28 protein-coding genes are annotated in these 25,012 nt (G+C 59.4%); all 28 read left to right on the forward strand.

Features of this window, described 5'->3' with window-relative positions:
* Window positions 1–7: 7 nt before the first annotated feature.
* The 28 genes from JYP46_RS01685 to wecB all read left to right on the forward strand — a co-directional run bounded on the left by JYP46_RS01685 (window position 8) and on the right by wecB (window position 24,975).
* The gene (locus tag JYP46_RS01685) at window positions 8–313 is read left to right on the forward strand and encodes an HNH endonuclease signature motif containing protein (RefSeq protein WP_206547419.1); all 306 of its coding nucleotides are present in this window, start codon (window positions 8–10) and stop codon (window positions 311–313) included.
* Entirely contained in the window at window positions 310–858 is a 549-nt protein-coding gene (locus tag JYP46_RS01690; RefSeq protein WP_222473810.1) for a hypothetical protein, read from the forward strand. Before JYP46_RS01685 ends, JYP46_RS01690 begins: the two co-directional genes overlap by 4 nt.
* Window positions 855–1,550 carry a hypothetical protein gene (locus JYP46_RS01695; protein ID WP_206547077.1) on the forward strand — a complete coding sequence of 232 codons (696 nt, stop codon included), beginning with the start codon at window positions 855–857 and terminating at the stop codon, window positions 1,548–1,550. The genes JYP46_RS01690 and JYP46_RS01695 overlap by 4 nt, the downstream gene beginning before the upstream one ends.
* A 35-nt stretch (window positions 1,551–1,585) precedes the next feature.
* Window positions 1,586–2,770: a helix-turn-helix domain-containing protein gene (locus JYP46_RS01700; RefSeq protein WP_206547078.1), complete on the forward strand. Its 1,185-nt coding sequence runs from the start codon at window positions 1,586–1,588 to the stop codon at window positions 2,768–2,770.
* Complete coding sequence (nusG, locus tag JYP46_RS01705; RefSeq protein WP_206547079.1) at window positions 2,770–3,390, forward strand: transcription termination/antitermination protein NusG; 621 nt, start codon at window positions 2,770–2,772, stop codon at window positions 3,388–3,390. Before JYP46_RS01700 ends, nusG begins: the two co-directional genes overlap by 1 nt.
* A 514-nt stretch (window positions 3,391–3,904) precedes the next feature.
* The gene (locus JYP46_RS01710; RefSeq protein WP_206547080.1) at window positions 3,905–4,297 is read left to right on the forward strand and encodes an HNH endonuclease; all 393 of its coding nucleotides are present in this window, start codon (window positions 3,905–3,907) and stop codon (window positions 4,295–4,297) included.
* A 51-nt stretch (window positions 4,298–4,348) separates the two neighbouring features.
* A complete protein-coding gene (locus tag JYP46_RS01715; protein WP_206547081.1) occupies window positions 4,349–4,828 on the forward strand; it encodes a helix-turn-helix domain-containing protein in 480 nt (159 codons plus the stop codon).
* A complete protein-coding gene (locus tag JYP46_RS01720; protein WP_206547082.1) occupies window positions 4,825–6,519 on the forward strand; it encodes a terminase large subunit in 1,695 nt (564 codons plus the stop codon). Before JYP46_RS01715 ends, JYP46_RS01720 begins: the two co-directional genes overlap by 4 nt.
* A gap of 3 nt (window positions 6,520–6,522) precedes the next feature.
* Entirely contained in the window at window positions 6,523–7,764 is a 1,242-nt protein-coding gene (locus JYP46_RS01725; RefSeq protein WP_206547083.1) for a phage portal protein, read from the forward strand.
* Complete coding sequence (locus tag JYP46_RS01730; RefSeq protein WP_206547084.1) at window positions 7,742–8,590, forward strand: head maturation protease, ClpP-related; 849 nt, start codon at window positions 7,742–7,744, stop codon at window positions 8,588–8,590. The genes JYP46_RS01725 and JYP46_RS01730 overlap by 23 nt, the downstream gene beginning before the upstream one ends.
* Before the next feature lie 14 nt (window positions 8,591–8,604).
* Window positions 8,605–9,969: a phage major capsid protein gene (locus tag JYP46_RS01735; RefSeq protein ID WP_206547085.1), complete on the forward strand. Its 1,365-nt coding sequence runs from the start codon at window positions 8,605–8,607 to the stop codon at window positions 9,967–9,969.
* Window positions 9,970–10,034: 65 nt separating this feature from the next.
* A complete protein-coding gene (locus tag JYP46_RS22210; RefSeq protein WP_268968649.1) occupies window positions 10,035–10,169 on the forward strand; it encodes a hypothetical protein in 135 nt (44 codons plus the stop codon).
* Window positions 10,170–10,173: 4 nt separating this feature from the next.
* Entirely contained in the window at window positions 10,174–10,755 is a 582-nt protein-coding gene (locus JYP46_RS01740) for a head-tail connector protein (RefSeq protein WP_206547086.1), read from the forward strand.
* Entirely contained in the window at window positions 10,755–11,093 is a 339-nt protein-coding gene (locus JYP46_RS01745; RefSeq protein ID WP_206547087.1) for a head-tail adaptor protein, read from the forward strand. The genes JYP46_RS01740 and JYP46_RS01745 overlap by 1 nt, the downstream gene beginning before the upstream one ends.
* Window positions 11,093–11,536: an HK97 gp10 family phage protein gene (locus JYP46_RS01750; RefSeq protein WP_206547088.1), complete on the forward strand. Its 444-nt coding sequence runs from the start codon at window positions 11,093–11,095 to the stop codon at window positions 11,534–11,536. Before JYP46_RS01745 ends, JYP46_RS01750 begins: the two co-directional genes overlap by 1 nt.
* A complete protein-coding gene (locus JYP46_RS01755; RefSeq protein WP_206547089.1) occupies window positions 11,533–11,937 on the forward strand; it encodes a DUF3168 domain-containing protein in 405 nt (134 codons plus the stop codon). The genes JYP46_RS01750 and JYP46_RS01755 overlap by 4 nt, the downstream gene beginning before the upstream one ends.
* Window positions 11,937–12,140, forward strand: coding sequence for a hypothetical protein (locus JYP46_RS01760; protein WP_206547090.1), 204 nt, complete (start codon window positions 11,937–11,939; stop codon window positions 12,138–12,140). The genes JYP46_RS01755 and JYP46_RS01760 overlap by 1 nt, the downstream gene beginning before the upstream one ends.
* Window positions 12,140–12,346, forward strand: a complete 207-nt coding sequence (locus tag JYP46_RS01765) for a hypothetical protein (RefSeq protein ID WP_206547091.1) — start codon at window positions 12,140–12,142, stop codon at window positions 12,344–12,346. The genes JYP46_RS01760 and JYP46_RS01765 overlap by 1 nt, the downstream gene beginning before the upstream one ends.
* Before the next feature lie 80 nt (window positions 12,347–12,426).
* Window positions 12,427–12,885, forward strand: a complete 459-nt coding sequence (locus tag JYP46_RS01770) for a phage tail tube protein (RefSeq protein WP_206547092.1) — start codon at window positions 12,427–12,429, stop codon at window positions 12,883–12,885.
* Entirely contained in the window at window positions 12,885–13,313 is a 429-nt protein-coding gene (locus tag JYP46_RS01775; protein WP_206547093.1) for a gene transfer agent family protein, read from the forward strand. The genes JYP46_RS01770 and JYP46_RS01775 overlap by 1 nt, the downstream gene beginning before the upstream one ends.
* 115 nt (window positions 13,314–13,428) lie before the next feature.
* Window positions 13,429–15,366 carry a phage tail tape measure protein gene (locus JYP46_RS01780; RefSeq protein ID WP_206547094.1) on the forward strand — a complete coding sequence of 646 codons (1,938 nt, stop codon included), beginning with the start codon at window positions 13,429–13,431 and terminating at the stop codon, window positions 15,364–15,366.
* Entirely contained in the window at window positions 15,366–16,091 is a 726-nt protein-coding gene (locus JYP46_RS01785; protein ID WP_206547095.1) for a hypothetical protein, read from the forward strand. The genes JYP46_RS01780 and JYP46_RS01785 overlap by 1 nt, the downstream gene beginning before the upstream one ends.
* A gap of 3 nt (window positions 16,092–16,094) precedes the next feature.
* Window positions 16,095–16,664 carry a transcriptional regulator gene (locus tag JYP46_RS01790; RefSeq protein WP_206547096.1) on the forward strand — a complete coding sequence of 190 codons (570 nt, stop codon included), beginning with the start codon at window positions 16,095–16,097 and terminating at the stop codon, window positions 16,662–16,664.
* A gap of 2 nt (window positions 16,665–16,666) precedes the next feature.
* The gene (locus JYP46_RS01795; protein WP_206547097.1) at window positions 16,667–17,071 is read left to right on the forward strand and encodes a DUF6950 family protein; all 405 of its coding nucleotides are present in this window, start codon (window positions 16,667–16,669) and stop codon (window positions 17,069–17,071) included.
* Complete coding sequence (locus JYP46_RS01800; protein ID WP_206547098.1) at window positions 17,068–19,314, forward strand: phage tail protein; 2,247 nt, start codon at window positions 17,068–17,070, stop codon at window positions 19,312–19,314. The genes JYP46_RS01795 and JYP46_RS01800 overlap by 4 nt, the downstream gene beginning before the upstream one ends.
* Before the next feature lie 91 nt (window positions 19,315–19,405).
* Window positions 19,406–21,484, forward strand: a complete 2,079-nt coding sequence (locus JYP46_RS01805; protein ID WP_206547099.1) for a phosphodiester glycosidase family protein — start codon at window positions 19,406–19,408, stop codon at window positions 21,482–21,484.
* A gap of 777 nt (window positions 21,485–22,261) precedes the next feature.
* Entirely contained in the window at window positions 22,262–23,842 is a 1,581-nt protein-coding gene (locus tag JYP46_RS22270) for a stealth conserved region 3 domain-containing protein (protein ID WP_206547100.1), read from the forward strand.
* A complete protein-coding gene (wecB, locus tag JYP46_RS01815) occupies window positions 23,839–24,975 on the forward strand; it encodes a non-hydrolyzing UDP-N-acetylglucosamine 2-epimerase (RefSeq protein ID WP_206547101.1) in 1,137 nt (378 codons plus the stop codon). The genes JYP46_RS22270 and wecB overlap by 4 nt, the downstream gene beginning before the upstream one ends.
* Window positions 24,976–25,012: the final 37 nt, after the last annotated feature.

Genomic DNA, 25,012 nt, shown 5'->3' on the forward strand with positions numbered 1-25,012 from the left:
AAAGATCATGGCGCGCGTTGAGGTGGTCGACACCGGCCATGAGACGCCCTGTCATCTCTGGACCGGGCCGACCAGCGGCGACGGGCGCGGCGAGCAGTATGCCCGCATGTCGCTCGATGGGCAGACCGTGGCCGTGCACAAGGTTTCGTGGACGAACGAGAACGGGTTCATTCCCGGCAAGAAGCAGCTCGACCACAAGTGCCGGCAGCGCCTCTGTGTGCGGGAAAGCCATCTGGAGCTTGTGACGCACCGCCAGAACCAGAAGCGCCGTGCGGCGGCGGCTGCCGCTGCGGCGCTGGAGGCAGCCGAATGAACATGGCCGCCAGAGAACCCCGAACCGAACTGCAACGCCTTCAGGCAGCCCGCGACAGGCTTGCACGGATCCAGCCCGCGCGCTGGCACCGCTCCATGGATGACCTTGGCGAGTTTCTGGAAGTGCGGGATGAGCATGGCGCGTTTGTCGAGCTGGCGCGGTTCACGCCGCGCGCGACCTTTGACGAAATCGCCTTTATCGCCGACGCGCCGGAGATGGCCGGTTTTCTGCTCGGGCTGGTGGATCGCGCCATTGAGAAGGCGCGCAGGGGCGCGGCCACGCGCCAGCAGGCCGAACCGGCCCGGCAGGACGCGCCGCGCGACTTCGCCGCCGAGGCAACCATGAAATGCGATGAGCCCGCCTTCCGCCGCTTTCTGGCGGAGCGGCACGGGCTGGAACCGCCGCTGACGAAGGACCGCGCGGTGGTGAAACTGCGCTCGATCCTCGCGATCACCTCGCGGCGCGAACTCAACGGAAATGGACAGGCGGCTGAGCGCTGGAAGGCGCTGAGGGCTGCATTCAAGGCCTGGAGGGCTGTGGGATGAATGGTCTCCGCGTTCTTGTCGGATGCGAGTATTCGGGCATCGTGCGGCGGGCCTTTGCCGCGCGCGGGCATGATGCGTGGTCCTGCGATCTGCTGCCTGCGGATGACCGCAGCAACCGGCATATCGTCGGCGATGTGCGCGAGATTCTGCATGACGGCTGGGATCTGCTCATCGTCGCACATCCGCCATGCACACGCCTGTGCCGGTCTGGCCGTCGCTGGCTTTCCGGTGCGGGCAAGATGACGCCGCCCAAGAAACTGCCCAAGGGCCGCACGTGGGAAAGCATGAAGGCGGAGTTCGAGCAGGGCGTTGACCTGTTTGTTGCCTGCTGGCGCGCGCCCATTCCCCGCGTGGCGATTGAAAACCCGGAAATGCACGACCTTGCCAGGGATCGGATGCCGGCGGACCTGCCGCGTCCGCAGATCGTGCAGCCGTTCTGGTTCGGGCACCCCGAATACAAGGCGACGGGCTGGTATCTGCGCGGGCTCCCCGCTCTTGCAGAGACTTACCGGCTGCCGGAGCCCGAAAAGGGCAGTGATGAATGGAAGCGCTGGAACCGCGTGTGGCGCATGTCGCCGGGGGCGGATCGCGGCAAGGAGCGTAGCCGCTTCTTCCCCGGCATGGCAGACGCCATGGCCGACCAATGGGGCGGCGCTGCCCTTGATGATTTTGCGCTGGAGGCGGCGGTATGAGTGATCTTCGATTTTCCATCATTCCGGGCTGGATCGTGACCGATCCGCGCCTCAAGGGGCGCGACCTGCAGGTGCTGTGCCTGCTGGGGCGCCATATCGACAAAGCGGGCTGGTGCTTCCGCAGTCAGGTGAGAATGGCGCGGCAGCTCGACTGCGCACGATCTACTGTGCAGTCCTCGCTGGAACGGCTCATGAAGATCGGCGTTGTGGAGCGCCGTGCTGGAGACAGCTTCGACGGGCGCGACACGTATTATCACTACCGGGTCATCTTCGACCGCGAAGTTGCGGCCGCGACGATGAATGCCTGGGAGAAATCGGACGCGGAAACAGGGTGCCGACCAGCCGGCACCCCTGCCGATATATCGGCACCCCCTGCCGCCCCAGAGTCGGCACCCCCTGCCGGTCCTGGATCGGCACCCTATAAGAACGACCCCGATTTAACGTCCCCGATTGAACAGGAGAGAGATGCGCGCGAAGGCGAGCGGGAAGAAAGGGAAAATCATCCAGCCAGCCGCAAGGCCATCGAACGGGCTTTCGAGAGGGCGTTTCAGGATTGGCCGACTTCGGTTAGCGACAGCAGGCCGGAAGCTTGGAAGGCATGGATGGATCTGGCATTGGATGAGCGACAACAGGCTGCCGAGGAAGCGGAGCGCTATGTGGCGGCGGTGAAGGCCGCCGGGCGGCAGCGCCTGTGCGCCCATGCGGTCTATCTGCGCGAAAAGCGCTGGACGCGGCTGGAGCCGAAGGCAAGCGAGGAGCGCCCGGCCGCAGTGCTGGCCAAGCCGTTCGGGAAGCTCTGGCAGGCCGCTCGGATCAAACATCTGTTGGCCGGGGTGACGGGTCCGGCTCCGGTCCTGACGCGGGTTGAGCAGCAGATGGTGGAAGCTGGTCGCTTCACGGCTGAGCAGCTGCTTGCCGACAAGCGAGTGAAGACCGGGTTTCCAGCCATCAACGCGATGCACGAAAAGGCCTCGCATCGGCAGGGCGTGACGGTTTCGACCGCGCTGCAGCCGCTTGCGGAGATGATGGAGGCGGTGCGGGTTGGCTCAGAGCGCTGGGAGGAATGGCGGCTGGAGCATGAGGTGCGTGGCTGGCCGTGGGTGCCGGATCCGGGGCGACAGGAATGGGTTTACTTCCCGGCTGGCGGGCCGGACGGGCTGAGGGACTTCGAAGCGGCAATCAGGGCAGATGAGACAGGGACCAGCGAGGCAGCCGAATAATGCGTGAGGGTCTGGTGCAGGAATTGAGCGAGCGCGAGGAGCGCGCCTGGCAGAAGTCCCGCAAGGTTCGTGAAATGGTCGGCTGGCTTCGCCTTCAGGCTGCAGCGCAGGACGATGAGATGTTCTGGTACGTGGTTCGCACGAAGAAGCCGAATGCTGATTCGGTCGCTGATGTGGTCAGGGAGCAGGGTATCACCGTCTGCTGCCCGACCGAGAAAGTTGTGAAAAGGGTTCCTCGTCGGCATGCGCGCGTCACGGTAGAGCGGCCTCTTTATGCTCGCTACTTCTTCGTTCGCCTTGTCAGGTTTGAGGCCGCGTGGCTGGGGATGATGACGTTTGATGGTGTCGATTGTCTGCTTGGCAATGGTGAAATCCCACAGTCTGTGCCGGAGCGATTTATTGCGAAAATTCAAGCGGGTTGTGCTGATGAGCTGATCAACAAATCGAACCTCTTTCGGGCTGGTGATCGGGCTTCTGTGACGTTCGGACCGTTCGCTTCATTCGAGGGGATCGTCTCGAAAGATGAGGGCGATGGAGATACCGTCGATATCGAAATCGATATCTTCGGGCGGATGACGCCTTGCCGGGTGGGGATTGACCATCTGAAAAAACTGGCATAGCGATTCCGACCCATAGGCCACTGCTGCAGGACGTAGGCACTTCTTGGAAGTGTACGGCGCCGCGGCAACCCAGCTCGATGAGACGGCGATCAGCCGGTGAACATTGAGCCTCATGGCGAAGCTATCTCCGAAAATCAGATCACATGTCGACGCCCTGTCGGTGATCACTTCTGTGCAAGATCTGCACAAAACTCCCCGGTCATGCGCCGGGGCTTCCCGTATGTGGAGGTCTCACTTGCCGACAAGCGGTTTGCGCATTGACCCTTCGCGCCCTGTTGCAGACGGCATCCGGTTTGATGATCTCGATGGGCTGGAAGGCCCAGAGCGCAACCTCCTCGCCGCACGTGGTGTGGTGTTCTGCTCCGAGTTCCAAGCCAATGACCGGACATACGGTGGGTGCATCATCGGAACATCTTGGCCGCATGCTGAGGAGATCGCTTTCGGTCGAGGTCTCGGCGAGGAAGTAATCGGCGTTCTGGTCAAGACTGGAAGTGTCGACCTTGGAGGTTAGGGCATGGCTAAGCTCACCAGCCTGAAACCCCGCATCGGTGTGCTTGCTTCGCGCATCGGCTATGCGCCGGGAGACGAGAAGGGCCGCGACCGCAAGCGCTCGAAAGAGCAGCCATGGCGCGCCTGGTACAAGACTGCGCGCTGGGAGCGGCTGAGACAGAGCGTGTTCGTGCGTGACCAGTTCACCTGCCAGCGCACTGGCGCATTGTGCACGGGCAAGGGCAATCACCCTGCCACGCCGGTGGCAAACCACAAGGTTCCCCATCGTGGTGACCCTGCATTGTTCTGGGATCCGGACAACCTCGAGACGGTGACCAAGCAGGTCCACGACAGCATCATCCAACGCGAAGAGCGAAGGGCCGACCTCCACAGGATGGGGGGCGGGTCAAAAGTCTGAGGCCCCTCCGCTCCCGGACCCGCGTCCCCCTCATTCGGATATTTTTTTCTCATGGCTCAGGATTTCGACCTGTTCGGAAACCCTCTGGTGACGACCGAGAAAAAGCTTGGTCGACCGGAGCATGAACCGGACGAAGAAAAGATCATATTTGTCATGGTGTTACTGGCATCGGGCGCAACCAATCGTGAAGTTGCGAAAACACTCGGCCTGTCGGTGCCGACTTTTCGGAAACATTATTTGCACCTGATCAAGCATCGCGACCTCTTGCTCGACCGGCTCCAGACGAAGCTGCGGGTGAGCCAGATCAGGCAGGGGCTGTCCGGCAACGCGTCTGCGCTGAATGCAGCGCTCGGCATGCTTGAACGCGTCAAGGCCGAGAGCGCCGACCGCACCGTCAAGGCTCGCGGCACCGAGCCGGCGAAGAAGCCCGAGAAGCTGGGCAAGAAGGAGCAGCAGAAGATGGCGGCTCAGAACGTCGGTGAGAAGTATGCACCGCCGGTGCCGCCGAAACTGGTGATCGACAACCGATGACCGCCACCTGGTCGACAGCCTGCCCGGACTGGGAGCAGCGTATCGTCGAGGGGCGGTCGCTGATCCCGTTCGATCCGCTCTACCCGGATGAGGCAGAAGCGGCGCTTCGGGTGTTCAAGTCCCTGAAGATCGTCGATGTGGCCGGGCAGCCCACCTTCGGCGAAGCCTGCGAAGAGTATGTCTTCGATTTGGTTCGGGCGATTTTCGGGGCCTATGACCACGCTACAGCCTGCCGGCAGATTGAGGAGTTCTTCCTCCTCATCTCGAAGAAGAACATCAAGAGCACCATGGCGGCCGGCATCATGCTGACCGCGCTCATTCGAAACTGGCGGCATTCGCAGGAGCTTCTGATCCTGGCGCCGACGCGTGAGGTTGCCGACAACTCGTTCAACCCGGCCGCAGATATGGTCGAGGCGGATGAAGAGCTGCGCGATCTTCTACACGTCCAGAGGAACACGAAAGAGATCACCCACCGCTTGACCAAAGCGGTCCTGAAAGTCGTCTCGGCGGATAGCTCGACTTCGGCCGGCAAGAAGGCGGCATTCATCCTGATCGAGGAAGTGTGGTTATTTGGCAAGAAGGCGAGCGCGAGCGCGATGCTGCAGGAAGCAACAGGCGGGCTCATCTCGCGGCCCGAGGGCTTCGTGATCTACATCTCGACGCAATCGGATGGTCCGCCAGCTGGCGTGTTCAAGGAAAAGCTCGACTACTTTCGCGATGTGCGCGACGGCAAGATCGATGATCCACGGAGCCTGCCGGTGCTGTACGAGTTCCCGGAGGATATGGTCAAATCCAAGGCCTACCTGAAGCCTGAGAACTTCTACATCACGAACCCGAACATGGGGCGCTCAGTTCGGCAGGATTGGCTGGAACGAAAGCTGATCAAGGTTCGCTCGGGCAGCGACGAAGACGGCGACACGATCCAGACGTTTCTCGCCAAGCACCTCAATGTCGAAATCGGGATGAACCTGCGGGCGAACCGCTGGCCGGGTGCCGATCGCTGGCCGCAGCGTGACGATCCGAAAATCACACTGGAGTATCTGCTTGCTGAATGTGAGGTGATCGTCGTCGGTCTCGATGGCGGTGGGCTCGATGACCTCTACGGTTTCTGCGCCCTTGGCCGGCGGAAGACCACGAAGGAATGGCTCGCCTGGTCGCGTGCGTGGTGCCACCGCAGCGTGCTTCGCCGCCGCAAGTCGATTGCCCCCATTCTGGAGCAGGCGGCAGTCGATGGCGAGCTGACGATTGTCGATGATGAACTCGACGACATCGCCCAGATGATCGATCTGATCGACCGCATCAATTCGCAGGGCCTTCTTGCGGCGGTGTCAGCCGATCCTGCCGGTCTTGGTGAAATGATCGATGGTCTGGCCGAGATCGGGATCACGCCGGAAAATAACCAGATCATTGGTGCTCCGCAGGGCTACGCGATGATGAACGCGATCAAGACGGCCGAACGGAAGCTGACGAACGGAACCCTTCTGCACTGCGGCTCCAAGCTGATGGCCTGGTGCGTCAGCAATCTGAAGATCGAACCGACGGCGACCGCGATCAGGGCAACCAAGCAGAATGCTGGTGACGCCAAGATCGACCCGGTCATGGCGCTCTTCGACGCGGTGACGGTGATGAGCCGGAACCCGGAGGCGCGCGGGCCGTCTGTCTACGAAACACGCGGGATACTGGTGGTCTAGCCCATGAAGCTGTTGAGCATATTTCGCCGCGAGGAGCCGAAGTCAGAAGCTCCTCGGGTTTACTCGATGGCTGAGGCTGCCGAGTTCTTCGGGTTCGATGATCCGGGGTTCAAGGAGTTCATGCGCAATGGCGCATCCGGGGTCGTGGGAGTCACGGTCAAGGATGCGATGCGAAACCCGACCGTGTTCCGGTGTGTCTCGTTGATCTCGTATGCCATGGGCATGCTGCCGCTCAATCTGCTGAACGCCGGCACGAAAGAGAAGGCGAGGGATCATCCACTATATCCGCTTCTGCACAGGGAGCCCAACAACTGGCAGACCGCGTTCAACTTCCGGGAGCTGATGCAACGTCGTGCCCTGATCAACGGCGATGCTTACGCATTGATCGTGCGAAGCGGAAATCGCGTCATTCGTCTCGTTCCCCTCGACCCGGGCATGGTTGAACCGCGTCAGCGCAATGATTGGTCTGTCGAGTACCGATACACCCCGAAGGCGGGACAAACGAAGATCCTGCAGCCCCGCGATGTTCTGCATGTCTACGCAGACTCCGAAGATGGGATCCGGGGCACTTCGCTGGTCAAGGTTGCTGCGCAGGCGATTGAACTCGCCCGGCAGCTGGAGTCAGCGCAATCGAACTTCTTCAAAAAGGGCATGCTGCTTGGCGGCATGCTGTCGATGCCCAACGCACTGAGCCCGGAAGCGTATGAGCGGTTGAAGGCATCGCTACAGGAGAAATACAGCGGTGCAGAAAACGCCGGTCGTTGGATCATTGGCGAAGAGGGGATGGAGCCCCACCAGTTCACCAGCTCTGCAAAAGACAGCCAGCAGCTTGAGAGCCGGAAACTGCAGATCGAAGAAATCGGCCGCGTCTTCGGTGTGCCGCGTCCGTTCCTCGGTGTCGATGACACGAGCTGGGGCAGCGGGATCGATGTGCTTGGGCAGATCTTCGTTCGCTACACGCTCAACCCGTGGTTCTCAGCCTGGGAACAGGCAATCGAGCGCTCATGCTTCACGGATGCCGAGAAGGAGCAGTTCGACGTGAAGTTCAATGCCGGCGCTCTGATCCGGGGCAGCATGAAAGACCAGGGTGAGTTCTTCACCAAGGCGCTCGGCTCCGGCGGTCATCAGCCATGGATGGATTACGAGGAAGTCCGCGAAACGATGGACCTTCCAGAAAAGGAAATCGCGCCGAACCATCTGGCGCAGCGAAAGGGGAATGGCAATGAGCCTGAAAAACCTTCCTGAGATCCGGGCCGAGCGCTTGCCGAAGGTGTGTGCGTTTGAGCCCGACCCCGAAGCCATCGAGCGCTGGAATGCCGGTATCATGGCGGCGCAACAGACGCATGAGAACACGATCTCCATCCTCGATGTGATCGGTGAGGATTTCTGGACGGGCGGCGGCGTTACGTCGAAGCGTGTTGCTGCTGCTCTCCGGGCAATTGGCGATCAGGAGGTTTTCGTGGACATTAATTCGCCCGGCGGTGACTTCTTCGAGGGCGTGGCCATCTACAATGCCCTCCGCGCCCATCCGCACAAAGTTACCGTGCGCATTCTGGGGCTCGCCGCATCGGCGGCGTCCGTCATTGCGATGACTGGTGACGAAATCCAGATCGGCAAGGCCGGTTTCTTCATGGTCCACAATGCCTGGGTCGTGGCTATCGGCAATCGCCATGATCTGGCGGAGGCGGCGAAGGTCATGGAGCCGTTCGACGACGCCATGGCGACTGTCTATTCGGATCGTGCTGGTGTGAAAAAGTCCAGAGCTGCCGAATGGATGGACAATGAAACGTGGTTCAACGGCGAGCAGTCTGTTGCAGAAGGTCTGGCTGATGCATTTCTGCCGGCCGATCAGGTGGCCGAAGACAAGACCAAGGCGGCGGCAGGCAGGGCGGTGAACGCCACACGCCGGATCGATGCCCAGCTTGCCAAATCCGGAATTCCTCGCTCGGAACGCCGTGCGCTTCTGAACGAGGTGAAAGGCGGCATGCACGACGCTGCCGCAACCGTCATGCACGACGCTGACGATCTCGCGACTGCGCTTCAGCAGCTTCGCTCAACCCTCAATAGCTGAACAGGAAAATAGATATGAAATTCCTCTCTCTGGCAGCCGCCGCCCTGGCGGTGCTGGGTGTCGGCGCGTGCGTGTCCCTCGCCGGTACTCCCGAAATGCTCATGTCCCTCGGTCCGACCGAGTTTGCAGCTGCGATGGGGGCTATGGTTCCGGCCAGCGCGAAAGTGCGTGGCATCCTTGCTGTGCGCGCAGATGCGAGCGGCGACGTGAAGTCGCTTATCGACGGCCTCAACAGGGACTGGTCCGAATTCAAGGCGACCATGGCGGAAAAGGACAAGGAACTCGCCAAGAAGTTCGATGACGTGGTCACGACCGAAAAGCTGGAGCGCATCAATTCCAGTGTTTCGGATCTTCAGAAGCTGGTGGATGACACCAACGCCAAGATTGCCGCAATGTCGGTCGGCGCCGGCGGTGTCGGTGAAGTCGCAGATGCCGAATACACCGAAGCGTTCCGCTCCCATTTCAGAAAGGGCGACGTTCAGGCTTCGCTCAACAAGGGTGCAGATTCCGACGGTGGTTATCTCGCTCCGGTGGAATGGGACCGCACCATCACCGACAAGCTGATCGAAGTGTCTCCGATGCGCCGCATTGCGTCGGTGCAGATCATTTCGACGGCCGGTTTCAAGAAGGTCTACAATCTCCGCGGTGCAGCGTCGGGTTGGGTTGGCGAGCAGGTCGCACGGCCTGAAACCGGCACACCGACGCTCGGAGTCCAGGACTTCACGCCGGGCGAGATTTACGCCAACCCTGCTGCCACGCAGCAGATGCTGGATGATGCTGAGATCAACCTGGAGCAGTGGCTGGCGAACGATGTCGAGACCGAGTTCTCCTATCAGGAGGGTCTCGCATTCATCGCTGGCAATGGTGCCAACAAACCCGCCGGCTTCCTGACCTTCGCGACTGGTGGTGCCCATGCAGCCACCAATCCGCTCGGTTCCATCGAGGTGCTGACCTCCGGTGTGGCTGGCGGTGGCATGAATGCCGACGAGCTCCTGTCGCTGGTCTATATGCTCCCTTCCGCGTTCACGCAGGATGCTGGCTGGGTCATGAACCGCTCGGTGCTGGGTGAAGTGCGCAAGCTGAAGGATGGCCAAAACAACTACCTGTGGCAGCCGTCCTATCAGGCGGGCCAGCCGGCTATGGTGGCGGGCTATCCCGTGACGGAAATGCCGGGCATGCCCGATATCGCGCTGGACTCGATGCCGATCGCTTTCGGTGACTTCCGTCGCGGTTACCTGATCGTGGATCGCACGGGCGTACGCGTCCTGCGCGACCCGTTCACCAACAAGCCCTACGTGCACTTCTATGTGACCAAGCGCGTGGGCGGTGGTGTCCAGAACCCTGAGGCTATCAAGATCCTGAAAATGGCTGCTGCCTGATCAGGTTTGATCTCGCGAACGGCCTTCGGGCCGCTCGCAGTTTCCAAATAACAGGAGCGAAAACGATGACTGATCAGGTCAAGAACGACGCGGCAACCAAGGCCAACACACCGGTTGCCGGCAAGCAGAGCATGACGGCTGCGAAGGCGAAGGAACTGGGGCTGGACCCGGCTCCCTACGGCAAGCCGGCGAAGAAGTAGCCCGATGAAGCCCGTCCGAGTTACCGCACCATCGGAAAAGCCTGTCAGTCTGGCAGAGCTCAAGGTCGCCGCTCGTGTCGATTTCAGCGATGACGATGTGATCCTGCGGGCGTATCTCGACGCCGCCGTGGATCATCTCGATGGATGGAGCGGTGTTCTCGGGCGGGCAATCATCGATCAGGACTGGAAGATCAATCTGGGCTCTTGGCCGGCGGATAGGATTGTCCTGCCGTTCGGCGATGTGTCCGATGCAGACATCACATACATCGATCCTGATGAGAACGAGCTGGTTCTTGGCCGAGGTGAATATGAGGTGGTGGAGACCGCGACAGGATCGATGATCCGATTTCGTGACAGCTTCTCCCGGCCAGCCCTGTTCGATGATGCCTCGGATGCGGTGCAGGTTACGTTCACCACGGGGTTCGGCCCTGCCGCAACTGATGTTCCCTCGGCCCTGCGTGTCGCCATCATGCTCCTTGCTGCTCATTGGTATGAGCACCGCGAAGGGGCTGAGGGCACGAAGATTGAAAGCGTGCCTCTGTCCGTCGACAGATTGATCACGCCTTATCGAAGGGTGTTCTTCTGATGGCCGCTGGAAAGCTGATTGAGCGGGTAACGTTTCGCAGTCCTGCCGAGCCGGTCTCAGACGGGCAGGGCGGCATGGTCGATGGCTGGAACGATGAGTTCACCTATCGCGCCAGCTATCAGCGTCTTCGCGGTTCCGAGACGGTTCAGGCGGCGCGGCTTGCCGGTCGCCAGCCGACTGTGATCACCGTGCGATCCAGCGCCGACTCCCGTCGCGTCGATACCGACTGGTCAATCGTGGATACCCGCACTGGCGAGACGTTCAATATCCGGTCGCGCGAGATCACGCCGGATCGGCAGTACGTCCAGTTACTCGCCGAGAGTGGAGTGGCCGTCTGATGGTGCAGGGGCTGAAGTCGCTCAATCGTAAGCTTACGCAGACGATCCCGGATCGTGTTCGGAAGCGGACGCAGGCAGCGATGGAAAAGGGGGCGGCCGAACTGGTCGCCATGATGAAGGCGCTGGTTCCGAAGGATAAGGGAGATCTCGCCAACAGTATTGGCTGGACATGGGGTCAAGCGCCAGCCGGCGCCATGGTGCTCGGAACGGTCGCCGGAAACGCATACTCAACCATGCGCATAACCATCTATGCCGGTAACGAGAAGACGATTGTTACAAACTCCCGAGGCGTTGAGTTTCAGAACGCCTTTCTGCAGGAGTTCGGCACTCAAGACATGCCCCCAAGCCCGTACTTCTACGTTTCGTGGCGAACCCTTCGCCGCCGTGTAAAGGGACGGATCACCCGCGAGATGAAGAAGGGGATCAAGGAGGGGGCAAAGTGACGGCTTCCAACGAGCTACAGGCCCTGATCCATGGTCGCCTTGTCGCTGACGCAGGCGTCCACGCGATTTGCGCGGATCGGATCTATGACGCGCCAACCAAGCGCGCTGCCTTCCCATACGTCTCATTCGGCCCGTCTGATGTGGTCGAGGATGATGCGGAATGCATCACGGGGCGCACGGAGACGATCCAGCTTGATTGCTGGTCCCGGACCTCCGGGAAGTTCAAAGAGGTGAAGTCCCTCGCTGATGCCGTGAAAAAGGCCCTGCACAAGTATGACGGGGCGCTCACCGTCAACGCGCTGGTTCAGATGCGCGTGATCGGCATCCGCTTTTTCAAAGACCCCGACAACCTCACGACCCATGGCGTGGTGACGGTTGAGGCGATGATCGAGGAAAACTGATGGAACATTGGCAGGGCGCACAGTGGATTCTCGCAACGCTTCTCGCGTCGAAGGTCTTCTTGGGTCCGCTTCTTCGCATGGCCCTTTTGGGGCAGGGCGGCGTAGCGAAAACCACATGGACCGAATTCTGGGGCCGTTGGATCGGGCGGCGCTTGATGGATAGCGGTCTGGTCGCACTGCTCATCTGGGGAGGGTTCTTCTGATGCCATGGGCTGTCTTCCATCGCACCTTCAATTTCGATTTCCGGCCTGATGCTGCCGTGTGTCAGGAGATCTTGCACGGCGAAGACCCTCAGGAGTTTCCTGCAAAGGTCATCAATGCAGCCGTGGCAGCCGGCGCGGCCGAGCGGGTGAAGAGCCCGAGGCCAGAACAGAAACGCGCCTACAAGCGCGCCAAGCGGGCGGGATAACGCCCATCACCTGAGAACGGGCACGACGCCCATCACCGTGGCTGGTTTGCAACCGGCCCATTCCCGCATGGAGAAGAACAGTGTCCTACGCTGATACAATGCGTTACGAACAGATGATCCTGGAGGTGGAGACCACGCCGGCAAGCGGCACTTATGCTGCGCTCTGTGGTCTCATCGATGTCACCATCAACCGCACGGCGAGCATCGACACGACTGAGGTGCCGCCCTGTAACGACGAGAGCCTTCCGCTTAGCATCGAACGCGCTGTCCGGTCTCAGGAAGTCACCATCTCGGCCACCGGCGTCTGGGCGCTCCAGAGCCATGAAACAATCATGGACTGGTGGTATGGCGGCGGCACGCTGAACATTCGTCTGCGCAACGCCAAGGTGGAGGCTGACGGCGCAACGGGTGATACCGAGACAGAAGCCGGCCCCGCCATCCTGGTTAGCCTGAACAACTCCCGCACAAAGGGCCAGAAGGTCACTGCCGAGCTGGAGATCAACTTCGACGGCGTGCCGACCCGGACGGCTAAGGTCTAATGGCGCGCGGCGTCGAGATCACTTGGGCAGGTGGTGAGCATGAATTCCTGCTCACCATCGAGCTTCTGCGAGCGCTTCAGGAGAAATGCGATGCCGGCCCGGCTCATGTGCTGAACCGGCTCTCATCCGCGCGCTGGCACGTCGACGATGTGATCCAGCCGATCCGCCTCGGTCTCGAAGGCGGCGGCATGTCGAAGGAAGAAGCCCGCAAGCTGGTCAAGCTGCATGTCGAAGATGCGCCGCTTTCGCTCTCGGTGATTACCGCTCAGGCCGTTCTCGCCTCTGCGCTCTTCGGAACGCAGGACGATGAAGTGGGGGAATCGGAGGCGGGGGAGGCGGACCAGAGCGCGAACCTCTCCCGCGCGGGAAATGGCGCTTCTCCGGCTTCTACCAGTGGCGGGGAAAGCTCGGAGACATCGGGTCTCTGACCCTTTGGGAATTCATGGCCGCCCGTGACGGTATCATGCTTGAGCATGGGGCCAAGCCGAAGGGCGGCGATATCTCCGACGACGATCTGGCTGATATGGGCATTGCGGGGTTCTGATGGCGACGGATGTTGAACGGCTTATCGTGCGGCTGGAGGCGACACAGGCGAAGTTCGAGAAGCAAATGGCGAAGGCAAATCAGGTTGCCAATCGCCGCGCGATGCAGATCGAAGGGCGCTTCCAGAAGATGAACAAGAAGATCGCGTCCTACGGTCGGGGCGCGTTCAATCCTCTCATTGCGTCCGCCACTGCAGCGCTCGCACCCATCGCTCTCGTCAACAAGGCAATGGCCACAGTCGCTGACGCCGCGAAGATTGGCAAAGTCGCCGACAAGGTGGGGTTGGCGACGGATGAGCTGCAGCAGCTTCGATATGTGGCTGAACTTGCCGGTGTGCAGGCCAGCCAGATGGACGTGGCGATGCAGCGCTTCTCCCGGCGTGTTGCTGAAGCGGCGAATGGCAGCGGAGAGCTTCTGAAGGTGCTCGAGGCCAACGGTGTCACACTGCGTGAAGCCGATGGAACGATGCGTAGCCAGAGAGACATTCTCAGGGACTATGCGGACCTGATCAAGAACGCGGGTTCGGAGCAGGAGCAGCTTCTGCTTGCTTTCAAGGCTTTCGACACTGAGGGCGCGGCGCTCGTCAACCTGTTTCGGGACGGCAGTGAAGCCATCGACACGATGGCGCAAAAGACAGAAGAGGCGGGGGGCGTCATTGATGAAGAGCTCATTCGTCGGGCCGAAAAGATCGATGATGAGTTCTCCAAAACCGCCCGTAACTTCGAGACGAACTTCAAAGAGGCGCTTCTCAATCTGACGGTCGCCTTCGAAGATTTCATCGCTGGGCCGGTCGATGCTCTTGCCGCAAAGCTGGGCGAGATCGGCAACGCTGGAATATGGAAGCGGCTCGCTGACTTTGCAGGTGTTTCGGATGCCGTTTTTGTGCCTGGCGAAGGTGTTGTGAAACCGGGCACCGGGGAGATGAGCCCATCGGCCCGTGTGGCGCAGGCGTTTCAGGGTGAAATGGTCAAGGCTGACGTGGAACTTTTGGAGGCCCTGAAAGCCCGTTACGGGCAGGCTACATCTGCGGCTGCCGGAGATGGAAAGAAGCCGCCGAAAACGATTATCCCCGGCAGCGGTAGCAGTGGAGGCCGCGGAAGCAAGGGCAGTTCTCGCGAGGATAGTTTCCAGCGCGAGATTGCCCAGATCAGGGAGCGCACCGCTTCCATTCAGGCGATGACGGCCGCGCAGGCCACGGTCAACCCTCTGATCGATGACTACGGCTTCGCCCTTGAGCGCGCTACGGCCATTGCCGAACTGGAGAACGCTGCCAAGAAGGCGGGGCTTGAGATCACGCCCCAGCTTTCCGAGCAGATCCGCCAGCTTGCCACGGCCTACGCCACGGCCACGGTGGAATCCGAAAAGCTGGCAGAGTCGCAGGACAATGCACGGCAGCAGGCCGACGACCTGAAAGACCTGGGCAAGGATGTGCTGGGCGGCTTCATCAACGATCTGCGCAACGGGGTAGATGCTGCCGAAGCGCTGGAGGGTGCGCTCCAGAAGGTCGCGGACAAGCTGCTGGACATGGCTCTGAACAATCTGATCGCCGGTCTATTCGGCGGCGGCTTCGGTGGTGGCGGGCTTCTGAGCCTTTTCGGTTTTGCCAAGGGCGGCATTGCCGCGCACGGCAAGCCCCAGCCGCTTCCACGCTTTGCCAAGGGCGGTGTTGCCCGGTCGGCATCGATCTTCGGTGAGGCGGGGCCGGAGGCTGCGGTGCCGCTGCCCGATGGCCGGCGCATTCCCGTGGATCTTCGGGGGCCTTCCGCATCCGGTTCTCGTGGCACATCCATCAGCATGCCGATCACCATCGATGCGCGGGACGCGAATGCGCCGGCGCTTGCGCGTGTGAATGAGCAGCTGAAGGAAATGCAGCGCAGCCTGCCCAAGCAGATCGACAACCGCATCAACACCCGTGATGTTCGGGGGACGAGGCCCTAATGGCTAGACTGCTTTCATGGCCGAACGGTTTGCGCACGAACATGCGTGAGCCGCTTTCCGGACCGCGCACGATCGGTGCTTCGCAGACGCAATCCATCAGCGGGTTTCTCCAGACCACGGCGAGTCCGTTCGGGCTGTGGCGCTGGCGCTTCGGGTTCCCGTCACTGATGCGCGGTCAGATATTCCGGCGCTATCGTGGCCTCGTCACTGCCCTGCATGGCGGGGCCAATGCGGTCGCGGTGCCTTTCTGCGACTGGGATGGGTTGACGCGCCCGCAAATGGGTGTGGCGGCGACGGATCAGGAGTGGCGTGACGGTCAGCCCTGGTTGAACGGGCAGCCATGGAGCAATGGCCAGAACTGGGGCTCGACCCCGCCCGTGGTGGCGGTATCAGCTGCGGTGTCGAAGGGCGGCACGGTCGTCTCGCTCGACAGCGCGTTCTGGGGGCATGGCCTCGATATTGGCGACATGTTCGGGTTCTTCCCGTTCCATCTCGGGAAATACATGGTCACCGAAGTGCTTGCGCCCGGTCAGTATCGTGTCTGGCCGCCGCTGCGGAAAGACATCGCGCTTGATGATTTTGCCACCCTTCGCCCCGTGATCGCGATGCGGCTGGAAGGCGAGGAAGCTGCGACCGCCGCCCGTGATGCCGCGTTTGGCATCAACCTCTCCATGACGCTCATCGAAGTGCTCGATTATGACGTGCGCAAATATTTCGCGGATTGATCAATGGCAGAGTTCACGCAAGCGGATATGGACTGGCTGTCCGGTCCTCATGTCACGCGCGCCTGGTTCGGCGAGTTCGATCTCCCGACCGGCATTCACTACCTGCACAATGGTGTCGGTGAGGTCGAGGTCGAGGGGCAGACCTATGTTGGCGTGACCGATCCGGTCGGTGGCCTGCTGGTCGGTATTTCCGCCGTCGAGGATCCGCGCTTCGGGCAGGCGGCCAAGGTCGACATCATCCTGAGCGGCGTCAATGTCGAGTTCTTCAAGAGCGTGAAGCGGGATGCGCGTGCCATCGAAGGCAGATCGGCCACGCTGCGCTTCGGGGCGTTCGATCCGGAGACGGGACAGATCAAGCTCTTCAAGAGCATGTTCCCCGGCAAGATGTCTGCGCCGACGCTGCACCGGCAGGGTGTGGGCACCCGCTATGTGGGGCTGACGGTCGAGTCCTTCTGGGAGGCACAGAACTTTCCCTTTGGCGGGAAATGGAACGATGCCGACCAGCGCCGGCGCTTTCCCGGCGACAAGGGGCTCCAGTTCGTCGGCGTGAAGGTGGCCGAGAAATGGAACTGACCATGAGCCGCGCAAACCGCCTGCGCGCCTTCCTGACGCGCTTTGAAGGCGCTCCGGTGGTCTGGGGTGAAAGTGACTGTTCTGCCGCTCCTGCGCTGTGGTGGTCGGAAGAAACGGGCAGGAAGATCGATCTGCCGCAATACGCTTCGAGAGATGAGGCGCACGCGATCATCCAGCGCATGGGCGGGCTCTTGGCGGTGTGGGATGATATCGCCGCGCAGGTGGGCGGCATGGAGCGCATTGGCGAGCCCGAAATCGGTGATGTCGGCATCATCGAGACCCGCCCTCATGGCCAGATCGGCGGCATTCTCGGGGCTGGTCGCATCCTCATCATTCGCAAAGACAATGGCGGCTGGCATCCCTTCGGGCCGGTGCGCCAGTTTCTGAGGGTCTACGAGACACCATGAAGCCCTGGAAATTCCTTCTCAGCGCCGGTGGATCCTACCTGGCGATGACGGCGCACGCCTCGGCGGACCCGATCAGCATCGGCTTCTTTCTGTTTGCTGGCCCGCTCGGTGCGGCCTTCTCGTTCGGCGCGCTGGTGACGGCTGCGCAGATCGGTCTCTACGCCATCGGTATCGGCGCATCCCTTCTGGTTTCGTCGGCCCTGTCCAAGAGCCAGAAGATTGACCCCGGCCAATACAAGAACACGTTTGAGATCTCGCCTGAAGGATCGGAGATCAACGCCATTGGCCGCTGCCGTCTCGGCGGTGTCCGCACCTTCGGCAACACGCGGAACAGGGACAGATTTCGCCTGACCTGCCACGCCAAGGGGCCGATGGTTGCCATCGAGGAGTACTTTCTCGGCGGGCGCGAGGTGGTGGTCGATAGCGACACGGGCTATGTGTCGTCACCGCCGTTTGCGAAGTCCGGCGGCTCCTGGGTGACCTTCAAGACCAAGGTTGGCGACGGGACCGAAACGGCGTGGCCTGAACTGGTCAGCTCTTTCCCGACCACATGGACCTCTGCGCATCGCGTTCGTGGCATCGCACAGTCTCTGGTCAAATACGTTTCCCCCGGCATCTACACCGAAAAGTTCGGCCAGCTCTACAACCAGGGTGAACCGGAAAGCGCGACCACTGCCCGGTGGAATGTCGTCTATGACCCGCGAGAGGTCGGGGCGGACAAGTACAACGACGCCACATGGGGGTGGTCGATGAATGGGCCGCTTTGCGCTGCCCGCATCATGCTCTCCTACCCTGATCTGACGGCCGACAGTTTCGACTGGGATTTCATTGCGGCGGAAGCTGACAAGGCCGATGCGATGGTTCCAACGCTGACCGGGACGGAACCGCGTTCGCAATGCTCTGGCGTGTGGCTTTCTGAGGCCAAGCGCGGCGACACCATGAAGCAGGTGCTGGAAAGCATCGGGTGCGAGGTGACGCTGAGCGATACGGGGCTGGTGCGCATCGGGCTCATCGCTGACGCACCCACGGCTGACATGACGCTGACCGACGATCACATCACCAGCTATTCGTGGCGGTCAGGCCCGGAAGCCGCCGAGCGTCCGAACATCTGCCGCATCTCCTACTACTCGCCCGAGCGTGGGTATGAGATGGGCGAGATCGACATGACCGGCATAGCGTGGGCGGGCGTGCAGGATGAGATCGATCGGTATGGCGAGAAGATCTACGATATCGAGCTTCCGTTCTGCCCATCGGCCAGCCAGGCGCAGCGCATTGCGCGCCGTCTCTTCCTGCAGGCGCGTGGCGACACCGGCGTGGTGCAGACCAACATGGCGGGGCTTGCGCTGTGGGGCAGGGACTACGCCAACATCACGCTCTCCGACATCGAGGAGACCCCGGTCTGCAAGATCGCCCCGCCTCGCGTTGATGATGAGCGCGGGCAGGTGGATATTCCATTCACGGTCTGGCCGCAGGAGCTGATTGACAGCCCGTGGAACCCGGCGACGATGGAAGCCGCAGCGCCGGAGCAGCTTCCGAACCTGCAATATGAAAGTGATCTGGACACGCCGGCCGCGCCCACGCGCGCGGTGGTGGTGCAGGTTCCGGGCGGCGCGTGGGAAACGCGCGTTCAATACGGCACGGTGAGCGGCGGGACACTCGCAGAGGCGAACTTCCGCACCTATACGGGCGGGTTGCCGGATCCGTGGCAGGGCATGGCGGAATGGGACAATCACGTGCCGGGAGGTGATCCTATCCCGCCGCCTTCGCCTGCCGACCGCTGGTATGCGCGGGACTATGAAGATACGCGCGGGGCAAAGTGCGACTTCCGGGTGCGCTGGTACAATGGGGATGGCGAGGCGTCCTATCCATCCGAGTATCTGACGGTCGATCCTATGGCCGTCGACAATAGCCTGCCCAATGTGCCGTATCAGGACATCGAATACGAAGACAGTGGTGACACAAGTCAGAACCGGACATTCACCATCACGTCGTCACCCCACAAGGATGACATTCAGGTTGCGCGGATGGTGATGACTTGGAGCGCCATCGGCACCCCATCAGGCAGTGGGACGCTCTATGATGGCGTCGGCCGTCCGCTTCAGGAGCAGGTCGGCAGCTTCGAAATCGGGAAGCCGGGGCAAGGGTCAGCCCACACTATCACCATTACCACGACGGTCTACACCACTGACGGCACCAGCCGACAGAAGGTGAACACCTACAATTTCGAAGGCCCACCGCCATAGGCCGGCGCTGAACTCCCCAATCTGAACCCTTCCAGCCGCCGCAGCCCGCGCGCCTCGGCCGGCGAAGCCTATCCAAAATCGGAGATACTTGATGTCGATCTTTTCCAAGCTCGGCGCGCTCATCTTTGCGCCTACGGATGCAGCCGGTAACCCGCGCCAGGTCATCAATCATGACGCTCAGGTGTGGTCGACAGAGGTTGAGCGCATCATTCAGGTGGCGCTCGAGGGCGGTGATCTGCTGGTCTATAGCAGCCTGTCCGCGCTGAATGCTGACCTCGACCACCCGGCCCATACCGGGGCCATCCTCATCGGCGTGAGCATTGCCGACGATGGCCTCTACATGAAGCAGGGCGCGTCCGGCTCGGGCTCGTGGGTGAAGATCGGCAACGTTCCGGGGCAGGGCTTCGTCAAGGCCACGAATGCGGGGGCGGGGACGGCAAACGCCATTGCCGCCACCACGCCAGTGGCCGTGAACGAAACGCAGCTAATCCTTCTGCCCATCACGGCCGCGAACACGGCTTCGCCCGTGACCGTGGCGTTCAATGGCGGGGCAGCGCTGACGGTGAAGACCGTCTCGGGCAATGACGTGGCTGCCGGCGGGCTTCCTGCGGGCTCGGTGATGCTGGGCGTTGTGCAGGGCGGGGATTTCCGCCTCTTGTCCGATCAGGCGAGCGCCGGCATTCAGGCCGCTGCCGAGGCTGCGCAGGTTGCGGCAGAGGCCGTACTGGCCGAGATGCGCGAGAAATCCGTTGGCGCGTTCCCGGACAATGCTTCTGCAGACGCCTTTCTGACCGCTGAAGGCCTGACCAAGCAGAAGGGCACTATCTATTTCAACACCACGGCTGATGTCTGGCGCTATTGGGATGGCAGCGCGTGGCAGACGTTTCCTTATTCAATCGTTGCCGATGGGGGCGTGACGGAAGAGAAGTTGGGGGACGGTGCTGTTGTAGAGGCAAAATTGGCGAATGAAAGCGTCTCAGGATCGAAGCTAGCTGACGGGGCGGTTACAGAGGCGAAATTGTCGAATGGGCTGCTCTCGGCGTTGCCGCGCCTTACCGGTAGCGCAAGCGTGAGGCATGTTAGAGACGGCACATACATTTATGATGTGATCGAGCTAAGCAGTCCGTTCTTGTTGAACAAGGAATTCGCACCGAATGCCGCGCCTGACGGGGTTGTGGATCGCGTCACAGCCCGCGAATACTCTAAGCTGTCCGGCCGGAAAGTTGTTATCAATGCGGACGGTTGGCGGAACGCCGACGGTTCTCCGGGGGCAGAAAAGCTGTCGGCGCGTCCAATGGGATTGCAGATCGCAAACGGTATTCTCTATCAGGACTGGCAGGCCGCCGAACACCGGGACCAAGCCATCGTCATGATGAGCAATGGTAACCTCGTGAAAGCTCTAAAGGGCAGCAAAACTGGGGCTGAGTGGATTGCTGATGGCGCGGTTTGGTCTGTTAGCTGGGGGGTGGTCTGCGTTGAAAACGGAGCAGCTGTGAACGTTGATGGAACCTATGTAGGGACAGACGTAAGCGCGCGCACTGTTTTGGGCCAGAAACAAAGTGGTGAGATTGTAATCGTTCTTGTTGAAGGTATTTCCGGCTCATACGGGGCGACCGGGACACAGGCTGGGCAGATTGCCGAAGCTCTCGGCTGCGAGATAGCTTACATTTGCGATGGAGGCGGGTCTTCGCAGGCTTGGTGGAAGAACACATACGCTGTCCCATCGTCCGACACTGCTGGGAACTATCCGACAGAACGAGGGGTGCCTTCGTTCCTGGTTTTTGATGCTAACGTGGGTGTCGAGGAATATGATAGCGGCCTGATCGAGGTGCCTCTTGCAGCGGGGTATTCAGCGATGGGATCTCACTGGGGGATTGGACTGAGGCACAAAGGGCCGCAAATCAATGCGAGTGTCAGAATTAGCGGCACGTTCACCGATAACTCAGAGCCGCAAATAGGCCAAGCTTACCCGTATCGATACCATTCAACTTTCGACGGGCTCACACGGTTTGTCGCATCAGGGAACGGCGGTCGCCAAGTCGGTGTTTATGCGGGATCATCCAAAGAGTTCCGCGCAGGCGTTCACAATCTGGGGACAAATCCAACTTACGTTGCGGGCAGCGGGTATTGGCCTGCGCCATTTACCGATTTGGACATCGTAGATGCATAATGGAAACGGGCAAGACTAGGGCGCCGAACCGGCGCTCTCCAGTCTCCGAAGTGCGCGTGCCCTCTGCTCGTTCTCGTAGCAATTGCATTCGCTGCCGCAGTCGGGACAGTCTTGGTCCATGAGGCTGTCAAGGAGCGAGTCTATCGTGCAGCCGCGAAGGGCAAATGTCATTGCGACGCCGCTGCCGGCTCCTAAAAAATACCAGATGAGGTTTTCCATACTGAGTTCGTCTCTCGTTGAACTCCCACAAGACCATGAGAATTATTCGTTAGCCAGTACCTCAAATGTGAAAGTCTCTGCGTTTTCCTGTTCTCGTTGCTTTGCAGAAGTGAGACAGCCCGTAGTTGAATGGGGATGGAGAGACAAAATTCCGCCACTTCAGCGCTTTGATTTCCTCGAAACCACCTTGCCACATTTGATGTCGTCACGTGGGGCGTCAACCACATTAGTTGAAAGGCTTTGCCTGATTCGTTTCATCTGAGGCCTTGTGCTCATAGATGAACGTTAAGGGATCGCCCCGCGCTTCGGCAGAGCCAAAGGCCATTGTCGCAGGTGTATCGAGCTCCGCGACACAATGCACCCAGAAACGATCATTGGCGACATCCTAAGGTTGTGGTCTAATGGCGGAAAATCTAGGCGCGTCTCTGAACTCTTGAAAGAGGCAGCATGCTGGGATAACAGCCACAATGAAGCCATGGTCCTCCCCAACAAGGTGCAACGGTCGCGTTTTCTCGGGGTAGAGGGGCAGTATGTCGCCAGACTAAGGATGTTTATTGCGTGAAAAGTGCATTAAAAAAATTGCGGAAAAAATGGGTTGTAAAGCCAATTAAGAGTACTCTTGGTATTTTTGGATATGACATCGTCTCACTGAAGAGGAAAGTCCCAGATTATATTCCAAAAGACCCTGAGAGTGTTTTTGAGAATCGCAGGTTTCTCCTCTCGCCTCGCGAAAATCCTCTCTGTTTTGAGGATTTCCTAAAATTTCTTGAAGCGCAGAACGGAACCGCAATCCTCATCCGAGATAGTGCCGCAAAGTATCCTAAAATCTGCACTCCATCAGGTAGTAAAAAGGAGATGCTTGAGGCATTAGCTGCGTTCTGCTCTCACGAAGGCGCGTTCCTAAAATATCGTATCAGAAATAGGGCGCGAGAATGTGTTGATCTTGCTTCTCTGAATGCTGATTTTGCATCGGTAAAGAGTGCAAATGTACAAATAGTCTCACTCCGGTCAATTGAGCAGATATCTTTACAGCTTGAGTTTTGGGATTCTGAAGAAGAATACTATACGGCTCCGGGGCAAAACATGATAGCGCGGCGTCTTTGGAAAGACGTAGCCGCAGATTGTGGGCTTTTTCAACCCGGAAGGATCGTTGACTACTCTACAGTTTTGCCCCATCCCCATGAAATGGAGCATCAATTCCAGATTGATCTCGTTTTCACGTGGGTGAATGCTGAGGATCCTGAATGGCAGAAGCTCTACGAGGCCTATGCTCCCGCGCAGAAAAAAGATGGTTCGAGCCGGTCACGGTTTCACAATCGTGATGAGCTCAAGTATGCGTTGCGCTCGTGGGATCTCTATGCACCGTTTATTCGCAAGGTTTTCATCGTTTCAAACTGTGCCCCGCCGGAATGGTTGGATCTTGATAACAAGCGCGTTGTTTGGGTGCCGCACGAGGATATATTCCCCGAGAGCGCTCTGCCGACGTTTAGTTCTCATGCAATAGAGACGCGACTGCATCACATACCAGGTCTTTCAGACCACTTTATCTACAGCAATGACGACTTTTTGCTGACACGACAGGCGTATGCATCTGATTTCTACTTTCCTTCGGGGATAGCTAAGGTGCGGCTTGAGCCCTATGGAATGGTGATTGGAGAGCCCAAGTCGGGTAGACCCGACTATCTCAATGGCGCGATAAATGCGAACGCGCTACTCGAAGGTGTATTTGAACGATCGACGACACAGCTTGTCACCCACTCCCCGCAACCGATGCTCAAAGATGTTCTGAAAGAGATTGAGGAGCGGTTTGAAGAGCACATAACGCGGACAACGCACAATAAGTTTAGAGCTGTCGATGATGTTGCAGTCACAGGTTATCTGCATGCCCACTTCGCAATACTGATCGGGAGGGCTGTGTATGATCAAACGCCCGTACAGCTGATTCAGCAGAACCACAAATTTGAAGAGATTTTCTCTAGATTGGTTCGTAATAAGAGGGAGGGCGGGAGAAATCCGCTTTCCATATGTGTAAATGATGGTGCCGATAGTCATCTTAATAAGTCATGGAATGTATCTCTGTTGGCCTTCCTGGATGAGTTTTATCCGAATAAGTCCTCTTTTGAGAAAGTAACGACATGATTAAGACGCTTTGTGTTTTTGGAACGCGACCCGAGGCTATCAAGATGGCGCCTTTGGCTCTGGCTCTTCAGCAGCATCCAGATATTGATGGTCGCGTCTGCGTAACCGGACAGCACCGCGAGATGCTCGACAGCGTATTGTCATTTTTTGAGATCAAGCCAGATTTTGATTTGGATGTCATGCGGCCAGATCACTCGTTGAATACTTTGTCGTCTGCGATTTTGAGCGGATTAGATAGTGTCTTTAAAAGGTATCGTCCTGATCTTGTTCTCGTGCACGGGGATACGACAACAAGCTTTATTGCGGCGCTTGCCAGCTTTTACGAGAGCATTCCGGTCGCGCATGTCGAGGCGGGGCTCCGAACTGGCAACATAAAGTCACCTTGGCCGGAGGAGGCAAACCGAACGCTAATTGCGCCGATAGCTCAGCATCATTTTGCGCCGACGCAGTCATCTAGAGAGAATTTATTACGAGAGGGTGTGCCGCCGGATAGTGTCATAGTAACAGGTAATACTGTTATTGATTCATTGTTTTCTGTTGTTCGGAAATTTGAAGAAAAGCCATTCATTGCAGAATCGTTTAAGGAGAAATTCTCTTTCTTGGATGAACGTAAGCGCATGATTCTTGTCACCGGACATCGCCGAGAGAGCTTTGGCGATGGGTTCGATAGAATATGTAATGCAATTGCGAATATAGCACGGGATAATAGAGACGTTCAGATTGTGTATCCTGTTCACTTGAATCCAAACGTAAGGGGGCCGGTGGAAAGGAATCTATCGGGGCACGAGAATATTTTTCTGATCGAGCCGCAAGAGTACCTTCCGTTCGTCTATCTTATGAACAGAGCGTATCTTCTAATTACGGATTCGGGAGGCGTTCAAGAAGAGGCGCCCTCATTGGGGAAACCAGTTTTAGTAATGCGGGACAATACGGAGCGCCCGGAAGCAATAAAAGCAGGAACGGTGCTCCTGGTCGGCACGAATGCAAATCGTATTGTCGCGGAGACGCAGAAGTTATTGGATGACGTTGAGAAGTACAAAGAAATGAGCCGCGCACATAATCCCTACGGAGACGGGTGCGCCGTACAGCGTATCATTGATAGAATAATTGAAAGATGTGGTGCTCCTGGGTGAGGTTTTCCCGCGTTGGATAAAGCGCTGCGAGAGCGCA

Source organism: Nitratireductor aquimarinus, assembly GCF_017255295.1.
GTDB lineage: Bacteria > Pseudomonadota > Alphaproteobacteria > Rhizobiales > Rhizobiaceae > Nitratireductor > Nitratireductor aquimarinus.

Bases quoted from the DNA above. Each gene is read 5' to 3' on its own strand.
- nusG (WP_206547079.1), top strand. From the start codon at position 2,770: ATGCGTGAGGGTCTGGTGCAGGAATTGAGCGAGCGCGAGGAGCGCGCC.
- JYP46_RS01690 (WP_222473810.1), top strand. From the start codon at position 310: ATGAACATGGCCGCCAGAGAACCCCGAACCGAACTGCAACGCCTTCAG.
- JYP46_RS01710 (WP_206547080.1), top strand. From the start codon at position 3,905: ATGGCTAAGCTCACCAGCCTGAAACCCCGCATCGGTGTGCTTGCTTCG.
- JYP46_RS01750 (WP_206547088.1), top strand. From the start codon at position 11,093: ATGGTGCAGGGGCTGAAGTCGCTCAATCGTAAGCTTACGCAGACGATC.
- JYP46_RS01695 (WP_206547077.1), top strand. From the start codon at position 855: ATGAATGGTCTCCGCGTTCTTGTCGGATGCGAGTATTCGGGCATCGTG.
- JYP46_RS01780 (WP_206547094.1), top strand. From the start codon at position 13,429: ATGGCGACGGATGTTGAACGGCTTATCGTGCGGCTGGAGGCGACACAG.
- JYP46_RS01730 (WP_206547084.1), top strand. From the start codon at position 7,742: ATGAGCCTGAAAAACCTTCCTGAGATCCGGGCCGAGCGCTTGCCGAAG.
- JYP46_RS01765 (WP_206547091.1), top strand. From the start codon at position 12,140: ATGCCATGGGCTGTCTTCCATCGCACCTTCAATTTCGATTTCCGGCCT.
- JYP46_RS01740 (WP_206547086.1), top strand. From the start codon at position 10,174: ATGAAGCCCGTCCGAGTTACCGCACCATCGGAAAAGCCTGTCAGTCTG.
- JYP46_RS01805 (WP_206547099.1), top strand. From the start codon at position 19,406: ATGTCGATCTTTTCCAAGCTCGGCGCGCTCATCTTTGCGCCTACGGAT.
- JYP46_RS01775 (WP_206547093.1), top strand. From the start codon at position 12,885: ATGGCGCGCGGCGTCGAGATCACTTGGGCAGGTGGTGAGCATGAATTC.
- JYP46_RS01725 (WP_206547083.1), top strand. From the start codon at position 6,523: ATGAAGCTGTTGAGCATATTTCGCCGCGAGGAGCCGAAGTCAGAAGCT.
- wecB (WP_206547101.1), top strand. From the start codon at position 23,839: ATGATTAAGACGCTTTGTGTTTTTGGAACGCGACCCGAGGCTATCAAG.
- JYP46_RS01715 (WP_206547081.1), top strand. From the start codon at position 4,349: ATGGCTCAGGATTTCGACCTGTTCGGAAACCCTCTGGTGACGACCGAG.
- JYP46_RS01745 (WP_206547087.1), top strand. From the start codon at position 10,755: ATGGCCGCTGGAAAGCTGATTGAGCGGGTAACGTTTCGCAGTCCTGCC.
- JYP46_RS01800 (WP_206547098.1), top strand. From the start codon at position 17,068: ATGAAGCCCTGGAAATTCCTTCTCAGCGCCGGTGGATCCTACCTGGCG.
- JYP46_RS01795 (WP_206547097.1), top strand. From the start codon at position 16,667: ATGAGCCGCGCAAACCGCCTGCGCGCCTTCCTGACGCGCTTTGAAGGC.
- JYP46_RS01720 (WP_206547082.1), top strand. From the start codon at position 4,825: ATGACCGCCACCTGGTCGACAGCCTGCCCGGACTGGGAGCAGCGTATC.
- JYP46_RS01735 (WP_206547085.1), top strand. From the start codon at position 8,605: ATGAAATTCCTCTCTCTGGCAGCCGCCGCCCTGGCGGTGCTGGGTGTC.
- JYP46_RS01790 (WP_206547096.1), top strand. From the start codon at position 16,095: ATGGCAGAGTTCACGCAAGCGGATATGGACTGGCTGTCCGGTCCTCAT.
- JYP46_RS01760 (WP_206547090.1), top strand. From the start codon at position 11,937: ATGGAACATTGGCAGGGCGCACAGTGGATTCTCGCAACGCTTCTCGCG.
- JYP46_RS01785 (WP_206547095.1), top strand. From the start codon at position 15,366: ATGGCTAGACTGCTTTCATGGCCGAACGGTTTGCGCACGAACATGCGT.
- JYP46_RS01685 (WP_206547419.1), top strand. From the start codon at position 8: ATGGCGCGCGTTGAGGTGGTCGACACCGGCCATGAGACGCCCTGTCAT.
- JYP46_RS22210 (WP_268968649.1), top strand. From the start codon at position 10,035: ATGACTGATCAGGTCAAGAACGACGCGGCAACCAAGGCCAACACACCG.